At 40.1% G+C, this 9,799-nt stretch carries 7 protein-coding genes and 1 pseudogene; 2 read left to right on the top strand and 6 right to left on the bottom strand.

What is annotated here, in order from left to right:
- Nucleotides 1–411: 411 nt before the first annotated feature.
- A pseudogene (locus AFK68_RS24145) lies at nt 412–790 on the top strand (Uma2 family endonuclease); the annotation flags it as partial.
- A gap of 1 nt (nt 791) precedes the next feature.
- Nucleotides 792–1,385, top strand: a 594-nt coding sequence (locus AFK68_RS24140; RefSeq protein WP_246844424.1) for a Uma2 family endonuclease, incomplete at its 5' end; no start/stop codon positions are given.
- A 462-nt stretch (nt 1,386–1,847) separates the two neighbouring features.
- Here AFK68_RS24140 and AFK68_RS42495 read toward each other — a convergent pair.
- The 6 genes from AFK68_RS42495 to AFK68_RS24110 form a co-directional block, all read right to left on the bottom strand.
- The coding region (locus AFK68_RS42495) for a cyclopropane-fatty-acyl-phospholipid synthase family protein (protein ID WP_246844423.1) at nt 1,848–2,396 on the bottom strand (549 nt) is incomplete at its 3' end.
- A gap of 484 nt (nt 2,397–2,880) precedes the next feature.
- Nucleotides 2,881–3,870 (bottom strand): quinolinate synthase NadA, encoded by a 990-nt coding sequence (gene nadA, locus AFK68_RS24130; protein ID WP_094675741.1) that lies wholly within the window; start codon nt 3,868–3,870, stop codon nt 2,881–2,883.
- A gap of 856 nt (nt 3,871–4,726) precedes the next feature.
- Nucleotides 4,727–5,806 (bottom strand): cytochrome P450, encoded by a 1,080-nt coding sequence (locus AFK68_RS24125; protein ID WP_371357534.1) that lies wholly within the window; start codon nt 5,804–5,806, stop codon nt 4,727–4,729.
- A 113-nt stretch (nt 5,807–5,919) separates the two neighbouring features.
- Nucleotides 5,920–6,314 (bottom strand): cytochrome P450 (locus AFK68_RS46300; RefSeq protein ID WP_371357533.1); only part of this gene is annotated, 395 nt, incomplete at its 3' end.
- A 207-nt stretch (nt 6,315–6,521) separates the two neighbouring features.
- Entirely contained in the window at nt 6,522–7,901 is a 1,380-nt protein-coding gene (locus AFK68_RS24115) for a cytochrome P450 (RefSeq protein WP_094675735.1), read from the bottom strand.
- 207 nt (nt 7,902–8,108) lie between these two features.
- On the bottom strand, nt 8,109–9,488 hold the full coding sequence (locus AFK68_RS24110) for a cytochrome P450 (protein ID WP_094675733.1): 1,380 nt from the start codon (nt 9,486–9,488) through the stop codon (nt 8,109–8,111).
- Nucleotides 9,489–9,799 lie beyond the last annotated feature (311 nt).

Genomic DNA, 9,799 nt, shown 5'->3' with positions numbered 1-9,799 from the left:
GTTTGATTTGGTAAATATGACTGCCAAGAATAAAATATTTTGTAATCCATAATCTGTAAAAAAAAATAGTTTTTATAAAATCAAAAAATTCCATTTTAATAGAAAAAATAAATCTACTCAAATCGTCATATTAATCAACTAAAAGGCTAAAAAAAATCCGGTTTTATATGATCCTGAATCTTCTTTTTTTTTTCCTGTTGGCTGTTACCGAAAAAAAATTAAGGTATAAACCCTTTCCATTCATGGAGAAAGAAAAAAAAATCCTTTTAGTCAATCCCTATATTACAGAAAAGGTAATTATTAATTATTAATTGTTTAACTATTACCGTTTATTTCAACTATTCAACCCGACATAACATTATTAAATCCATGCTACTCTAAATAATGAAACCAAAAAATAGGGGGCTAACAATGACTACAGAAACATCTCCCAAAACCGAGTTACTAACCGAAGTCACTCCCGACTGGGAACCACCTATGCCACCTACAGACTTAATCTTTGATGATGGAGAACCCTTGGAAAGCAACCGTCACCGTATTGCCATGAATGTTCTGATTGATTCCTTGTATCAATATTGGTCAGACCGCAATGACTTTTTTGCAGGCGGCAATATGTTTATTTATTATAGTAGCGCTCAAGCCCGAAATCGCGATTTCAAAGGTCCTGATTTCTTTGTGGTCTTAAATGTTGAAGGCAATACAGATCGTCAAGGATGGGTAGTTTGGGAAGAAGCAGGTCGTTATCCAGATGCCATAGTTGAACTCACGTCTCCTTCAACTGCTAATGTAGNCGCAATGACTTTTTTGCAGGCGGCAATATGTTTATTTATTATAGTAGCGCTCAAGCCCGAAATCGCGATTTCAAAGGTCCTGATTTCTTTGTGGTCTTAAATGTTGAAGGCAATACAGATCGTCAAGGATGGGTAGTTTGGGAAGAAGCAGGTCGTTATCCAGATGCCATAGTTGAACTCACGTCTCCTTCAACTGCTAATGTAGATATTGGCAAAAAAAAGGATATTTATGAGCAAACATTCCGTACTCCATATTATTTTATCTTTAATCCATTTGACTCGAAGTCATTACAGGGATGGGAGCTGAAAAATTCTAAATATCAGGAGTTCCAGAAGAATGATAAGGGATGGTTGTGGTGCAATATGTTAGAGCTATGGTTAGGTACTTGGGAAGGAACTATTCTGCAAGAGTCGGCAGTGTGGTTAAGATTTTATGACTCCCAAAGGAACTTGGTATTATTGCCTGCGGAAGTCGCCGAACAAGAACGTCAACGGGCTGACCAGGAACAGCAACGGGCTGAACAAGAACAGCAACGTGCCGAACGTCTGGCTGCTAAACTAAAAGAGTTAGGGATAGATCCTGATTCTGTCTAATATCAAATTCGGATAATTAAGTCATTGCGACTGGAACGGAGTGCAAGGAAGCAATCTCCTAAACCCATGAGATTGCTTTCTATCGTCGCAATAACATTAATGACCTAGGTTTTGCGTAAGTCCTTTCCTCAAGTCTTGGTTATGTTGATTAATCTTTCTCCAACAGACGAAAATGTAAAATTCCCCATTGCATATATCCTTGTTCGTAACGTTCGATCCAAGGTTGAATGCTGTTCAAAGTTTTGTTTACAAATTCCGTTGAAGTCAATTTTACCAATTCATCATATCGTTTCCGCACCTCCTCCTGAAAACGTCGATAGTGGGTAGGCACATTTTGGGAAAGGTCAATAAAATGTACTTCCTCAAAACCAAACTCTTTTGCCATTTGACTGTAAGACCGATAAGACCCCATATTACTTATTCCCAAACGGTCAAAAGCAGGTTGCAATGCTCCTGGGGGANCACCTCCGTTTGCCATGCTCTGGGGGGACAAGGTGCACTTTGCATGGGGTGCTGAAAAATCAATTCACCTCCTGGTTTTAATATTCTCTTGATTTCTTGGAAAACTAGACGGCGATCGCCACTATGCAAAATAGAATCCTGAGACCAAACAATATCAAAGGAGTTATCTGAATAGGGAATATCCTCAAAGCTCCCTTGAGTCACTTCTATCAAGTGGTCTAAGTTTTGTTCTTGATTTAGTTGACTATTGCGTTGATTTTGCAACTGGCTTAAATTAAGGCAATAGAGGGAACAGCCGTAGGTTTTAGCCAAATACCGAGCTGCTCCTCCATATCCAGCTCCCAGGTCAATGATCCGCGAATTATGGTCTATTTTTTCCAAAGTTTTGGCGATGGTTGCTACTGTACGCAGGGAAGCATCATGGATGGGTTCGTCAGGTCTGGTGTAGATGCCATAATGAATATGTTCGCCACCCCAGATAGTCGCGTACATTCTGTCAGTTTCCGTGCCATCATAATATTGTTGAGCAACTTTTACTGCTTCTGTCATTTCAGTTATCAGTTATCAGTTATCAGTTTCTCCCGCTGAATTAGGAGGTAAGAAAATCCTAAATTTCCTTTTGAAAGCTCTAATCTTTTTACATCATTACTCAATTCACAGTGTAAACAGCTTGAGCTGAGATCCTTGAAAGGCAAACTTGAATTTTTGCAGATGTTTCAAGGAATCTATCTTTGATTTTTACCTAATTAACTTCCCTGGCGGGAAGTTCAGCGCTCTCCCGTTTAGCTAGCGCACAACGCGCGTTAACGGCTGTCCCCGACATGTTTGCGGAGCATTCCCTATACGAAAAGGCGGAGCAAGTGCGGCAGCTATTAGGGGAGCGTCGTATGGGAAAGCCAAGGCCAAACGTTCATAAGCCCTTGACAAGCTAGGAGGATTTTGTTATTATCAATGTCAACACAGGGGGAGGACATCACCTCTGTCACGCGCAGCGGTCAGGGTTTCCCAGGCTGAATAATCCCGCTTTTTCCCGTCAGGGCAACGTCGGGAGTATGTCAAATGAAAGTTCTAACATCTTTTGAATAGGTTTCAATGCTGCTACTCGTGTTTCTTCAGGAATCATAATTTCTGGTGTTTTATTTTTCATTGCTAGATACAGTTTTTCTAAAGTATTTAGCCTCATGTGGGGGCATTCGTTACAAGCACAATTATTCATTGCTGGTGCTGGAATAAAGTTTTTGTTGGGTTCCCTCTTTTGCATTTGGTGAATAATTCCCGGTTCAGTTGCCACAATAAAGTCTTGACTTGTACTTTCCTGACAATATTTCAAGAGAGCAGTAGTCGAACCAATATAACTTGCATGACGCAATACTGTTGGTTCACATTCTGGATGAGCAATAATTTCGGCTTCGGGATGTTCTATTTTTAATTGCACAATCTTTTTCTCAGAGAATGTCTCGTGAACAATACAACTACCTTCCCACAAAATCAAATCCCTTCCAGTTTGTTCACTGACGTAGCGACCTAGATTTTTGTCTGGGGCAAAAATTATCGGTTGGTCTATTGGTATTTGTTTAACTATTTTGACAGAGTTGGAACTGGTGCAGATAATATCACTCATCGCCTTAATAGCAGCACTACAATTAATATAAGAAACTACTATTGCATCAGGATGAGCAGCTTTAAATTTACCAAACTCTTCTGGTGGGCAACTATCCGCGAGGGAGCAACCTGCATCTAAATCTGGTAGAAGTACCAGTTTATTAGGGTTGAGAATTTTCGCTGTTTCCGCCATAAAATGAACTCCCGCAAAAACAATCACATCTGCATCAGTTTCGGCAGCTTGTTGAGAAAGACCAAGAGAGTCACCAATGTAGTCCGCAATATCTTGAATATCTGGTTCTTGATAATAGTGAGCCAGAATGACAGCATTTAATTCTTGCTTGAGGTCAGCGATCGCTTCAAACAAATCGTGAGGTATGCTATTAATACTTTGGTTGGTTCTAGTTTGGGTTGCAAACATTATTAAATTTTTCTGTAATTTATTTGTGACTAAGTGGCCAATTATAGCCACTTTAGATAGTAGGATTAATTATAGTAGAATTCATCAAAAACTTGTAGGGGCGATTTCCGTTCCGGAATACTTTCCTTCGGAATGCTCTGCAAACGTAAACGCGTTTGCGTAGCATTCCGCAGGAAATCGCCCCCTACTATTATATAGAACCCCTGAAGGTATTTATTTTTTTATACATGATGGGGGTGGGGAGTGTGGGAAGTGTGGGAAGTGTGGGGAGATGGGAGCATTTTTCTACCTTTTTCCCCTCTGAGTATTTCTTAATCTCCTGACTTCTGTACGGGCGTTAACGATAGTTATGCGAAGCTAAAGGCCGTTTCGCGGAGCGACATGAAACGCCCCTACGAGGACTGAGGACTGAGCCAAAAACTCGCAACAAAGCCCAAGATACGCTTAGGGCTTCTATACTCAAATGAAAACCTCTGTAAACTTGAGTAGATATTTCGAGCATTAGGGCAACCGGAAAATGATTACATAGGGTGAATCTTGAGACTTTTTAAGGCTGGAAGTTAACAAAGCCGTTTGGGTGTGTAATTCTACAGTTAACTTCCCACAGTTTAACAAAATTTTATAGAAGCCCTAAGCGTCTCTCCAGAAAATAGGTTCTGGTGGAGAATTAATTGATAAAAAATGGGTAATAATTGATTTGATGATGGGATGAGTGGCAGATATCTAATACACCCCATCTCCCCATCTCCCCATCTCTCCACACTCCCGTACGGACGCCCTTATGCAACGTCCCTATCCCCACTCCCCTGCTCCCCTACTCTCAATCTATAATTTTAAATAGATCCTTTCAGGGGTTCTATACAGTTGCAACGGAGGGATATTTCTTTTCCACCTGCTTACCTTCCCCTTTCATCAGCATTTTTACTCCACCCGCAGGTCCTAAAGTTATTCCTCGACGTTTAGGTTTCACGGGTTGATTTTCTGCTAATTCCATCTCAAAATTAGATAATAGAGTTGCCAATACCAAACGCATCTCGAAATTTGCTAATGCCATTCCCAAACAGCGACGACTGCCACCTCCAAAAGGCAAATATTCATAAGGAGAATATTGTCGCTCTAAAAATCGCTCTGGCTTAAACTTTTTCGGTTCTGGATATAAATCTTCCCGTTGGTGAGTCAAATAAATACAACCCTGAATCATTGTACCTGCTTCCAAGTGATAACCTTGTAACTCAAGAGGTTGTTTTGTCCGACGAAAAGTTGTGAAAATTGCTACTGGATATATGCGTAAGGTTTCCTGACAAACTGCTGTCAAATAGGGTAAACGGAAAATTGTCATAGGGTCAGTATCTGCTTCTAGAGTTGCTAATTCCTGCATTAGCTTTTGATATACTTCTGGATGCTTGTATACCCAATAAACTGCCCAAGCTAGAGCTGTTGCAGTAGTTTCGTGACCTGCAACTAACATGGTCATCAACTCATCCCGAATTTCTTGGTCTGTCATACCTTGACCTTCTTCATCTTGTGCTAATAGCATTAAGGTCAGGATATCAGTACGATTTGGATCTAGTTGAGCGCGACGAGTGGCAATTTCTGCATAGAGAAGTTCATCTAGTTGTTTAAGTAGCCGCTGATATTGACCCCAAGGACTCCAAGCACCCCAATCCTTTTGCAACCAAAGCAAGAATAATAAACTAGCTCGGAGCGGGGTAGCTGTGAGTTCAAGCCAATCTGCCAATATTGACCTAATTTGTGATAACCGGGGACTATCATATAGACCAAACACAGCTTGGAGTATCACCTGCATCGTAATTTCCTGCATCAGTTTACGAGCAATAAATGTTTTACTCACTGTTAAATTGCTAGCGGCTTCTTTGGTGATGTTACAGATTAACTCACCATAGTTCCGCATTCTGTCGCCATGAAAGGGAGGCATTAATAATTTACGTTCTCGGCGGTGGCGATCGCCTGTCAAGGACAAAATTGAGTTTTCCCCAAGCATTGATTGTAAAATTGGACTACCAAAAGTTTCATACTCATTCTCATCCNGTTTTACTCACTGTTAAATTGCTAGCGGCTTCTTTGGTGATGTTACAGATTAACTCACCATAGTTCCGCATTCTGTCGCCATGAAAGGGAGGCATTAATAATTTACGTTCTCGGCGGTGGCGATCGCCTGTCAAGGACAAAATTGAGTTTTCCCCAAGCATTGATTGTAAAATTGGACTACCAAAAGTTTCATACTCATTCTCATCCTTTGTTAATATCTGCTGCAAAGCTTGTGGACTACTGACTAATACTTGTACTTGTTTAGGTAAAGTAACTACGGCGGTAAAAATATCTCCATACTGCTTGGCGTATGATTCAAGAGTATTAAGGGGGTTGAGAATAAATTGAATTTTCTGGAATAGGGATGGTTTTTTTTGTCCAGGGATTGATTTCATGTTAGTTAATGGTTAATTTTTGGACTATTTAGTGGCAGAAGTTAACAGTAAGCATGAGCATTTCACTCTACTGTTAACTTCATATAGCTTAACAATATATCATCATGACTTACGCACGCGCAACCAAGAAACCGGGTTTATTGCCGTGATATTGTTGTTTGAACCACGACATTTCGCTTATAAACCCTGTTTTTGCCTAAGTTATAATCATACAACTGCAACGGAGGGAGATTTCTTTTCTACCTGCTTGCGTTCGCCTTTCATCAGCATTTTTACTCCACCAGCAGGTCCGACAATTAATCCTCGACGTTTAGGTTTTACAGGTTTATTTTCTGCTAATTCCATCTCGAAATTAGATAACAACGTTGCCAATACCACACGCATCTCGAAACTTGCTAGTGCCATTCCTAAACAACGACGACTACCACCTCCAAAAGGCAAATATTCATAAGGAGAATATTGTCGTTCTAAAAATCGCTCTGGTTTAAACTTTTTCGGTTCTGGATATAAATCCTCTCGTTGGTGAGTTAAATGGATAGAACCCTGAATCATTGTACCTGCTTCCAAGTGATAACCCTGCAACTCGACAGGTTGTTTTGTCCGACGAGGAAATGTAAACATTCCTGCCGGATATAGTCGTAAGGTTTCCTGACAAACTGCTGTCAAATAGGGTAAATGAAAAATTGTCATTGGATCAGCAGTATCTATCTCTAGGGTTTCCAACTCCTGCATCAGCTTTTGATATACTTCTGGTTGTTTGTAAATCCAATAAACGGCCCAAGCTAGAGTTGTTGCGCTAGTCTCGTAACCAGCAAACAACATGGTCATCAACTCATCCCGAATTTCTTGATCTGTCATACCTTGACCTTCTTCATCTCGTGCTAATAGCATTAAGGTAAAGATATCATTACGATCCGGATCTAGTTGAGAGCGGCGAGTAGCAATTTCTGTATACAGGAGTTCATTAAGTTTTTGTTGTTGAAGTTGATACTTACCCCAAGGACTCCAAGGACCTAAATCCTTTTGCAACCAGGGAAAAAACAATAAACTAGCTCGGACTGGAGATGCGATCATTTGAACAAAATCTCCTAAGCTTGACCTAATTTGTGATAACCGGGGGCTATCCTGTAGACCAAAAACAGCTTGAATTATCACCTGCATCGTAATTTCTTGCATTAGTTGACGGGCAATAAATGTTTTACCTTCTGTTAAATTGCTGGCTGCTTCTTTGGTAATGTTACGCATTAACTCACCATAGTTCCGCATTCTGTCTCCATGAAAAGGAGGCATTAATAATTTGCGTTCTTGGCGGTGGCGATCACCTTCTAGCACAATCATTGATTTCTCCCCTAGCAAAGATTTCAAAATCATATTACTGGGGGCTTCATACTGATTCTTTTTAGTCAATACCTCTTTTTGAGCTTCTGGACTACTTACATACACTGTAGCGGAATTACTTAAACCAGCTTGTAACATGAAGATATCTCCATATTTTTGAGCGCAGGTTTCCATTGTTTGAACTGGGTCTAAAGTCCATTGCATTTGTTGTACAATGGCTGGTGTTTTTGGTCCAGGGATTGATTTCATGTTAGTTAATGGTGAATTTTTGGACTATTTAGTGACAGAAGTTAACAGTAAGCATGAGCATTTCACTCTACTGTTAACTTCATATAGTTTAACAATATATCATCAGGACTTACGCACGCGCAACCAAGAAACCGGGTTTATTGCCGTGATATTGTTGTTTGAACCACGACATTTCGCTTATCAACCCGGTTTCTGCCTAAGTTATAATCATACAGTTGCAACCGAGGGAGATTTCTTTTCTACCTGCTTGTATTCCCCTTTCATCAGCATTTTTACACCACCCGCTGGTCCTAAAGTCAATCCTCTACGTTGGGGTTTCACAGGTTGATTTTCTGCTAATTCCATCTCAAAATGAGACATTAATGTTGCCAATACCAAACGCATCTCGAAATTTGCTAATGCCATTCCCAGACAACGACGACTACCACCTCCAAAAGGCAAATATTCATAAGGAGAAAATTTTCGCTCCAAAAACCGTTCTGGCTTAAACTTGTTTGGTTCTGGATATAAATCTTCCCGTCGGTGAGTCAAATAAATACAACCATTAATCATTGTACCTGCTTCCAACTGATAACCCTGCAACTCTACAGGTTTTGTTGGTACGCGAGGAAATGTTAGCATTCCCACTGGATATATTCGCAAGGTTTCCTGACAAACTGCTGTCAAATAGGGTAAACGGAAAATTGTCATGGGTTCGACATCCTTTTCCAGAGTTTCCAACTCTTCCGTTAACTTCTGATATACTTCTGGTTGTTTGTGAACCCAATAAACTGCCCAAGCAAGAGCTGTTGCTGTAGTTTCGTGACCAGCAATTAACATGGTCATCAGCTCATCGCGGATTTCTTGGTTGCTCATCTCTTGGCCTTCCTCATCTCGTGCCAACAGCATCAATGTGAGAATATCAGTACGATTTGGATCTAGTTGACCGCGACGTTCATTAATTTCTGCATATAGGAGTTCATCCAGTCGTTGCATTTTACGTTGATATCGACCCCAAGGACTCCAAGGACCTAAATCATGTTGTAAAAATGGGAAAAATATTATAGTCGATCGCAATGGTGAAGCAGTGAGTTCTAGAAAATTTGCTAATATAGATTTGATTTCTGAGAGTCGGGGGCTATCATATAAACCAAAAACTGCTTGCAGTATTACTTGCAGAGTAATTTTTTGCATTAGTTGACGGGCGATGAATTTTTCACCTATGGGTAATTCTTTGGCAGTTTGCTTAGTCAGGTTACAGATTAATTGTCCATAGTTCCTCATTCTGTCGCCGTGAAAAGGAGGCATTAATAGTTTGCGCTCTCGACGGTGGCGATCGCCTTCTAACAAAATCATTGATTTTTCCCCAAACATTGATTTTAAAATTGGGCTAGCTGGAGCATTATATTCATTATTATCTTTTGTCAATATCTCCTGTATAGCTTCTGGGTTACTCAGATACACTAGAGGTTGACCACCTACGCCGATTTTTAATTGGAAGATATCTCCATATTTTTTAACACAGGTTTCCATTGTTTGAACTGGGTTTAAAATCCATTGCATTTGTTGTACAATGGCTGGTGTTTTGGGTTCTTTGATTGATTTCATGTTAGTTAATGGTGAATTTTTAGACTATTTAATGTTGGAAGTTAACAGGAGAGTGAAAAATTCAAACTACTGTTAACTTCCTTCAGTTTAACAATATTTTATAGAAGCCATTTGGTATCTCCAAAAAATAGGTTCTCAGGAGAATTAATTGATACACTCAGGGGTAATAATTGATTTGATGATGGGATGATATAGAATCCGGATAATTACTATAGCCTGCGTCATTGCGACTTACACTCCGTGGAAGGTTTGCGGAGCATTCCGGAACGGATAGCAATCTCAGGGGTGCGCGGAGATTGCTTCCTATCGTC

Source organism: Hydrocoleum sp. CS-953 (assembly GCF_002260545.1).
Taxonomy (GTDB): Bacteria; Cyanobacteriota; Cyanobacteriia; order Cyanobacteriales; family Microcoleaceae; genus Trichodesmium.
The sequence above is the reverse complement of the archived record's forward strand: the minus strand, read 5'-3'. Positions and strand labels throughout refer to the sequence as shown.

What these genes read in the sequence shown, in the direction of transcription:
- AFK68_RS24125 (WP_371357534.1), bottom strand. Translation starts at nt 5,806, where the DNA reads ATGCCTCCCTTTCATGGCGACAGAATGCGGAACTATGGTGAGTTAATC.
- AFK68_RS24110 (WP_094675733.1), bottom strand. Translation starts at nt 9,488, where the DNA reads ATGAAATCAATCAAAGAACCCAAAACACCAGCCATTGTACAACAAATG.
- nadA (WP_094675741.1), bottom strand. Translation starts at nt 3,870, where the DNA reads ATGTTTGCAACCCAAACTAGAACCAACCAAAGTATTAATAGCATACCT.
- AFK68_RS24115 (WP_094675735.1), bottom strand. Translation starts at nt 7,901, where the DNA reads ATGAAATCAATCCCTGGACCAAAAACACCAGCCATTGTACAACAAATG.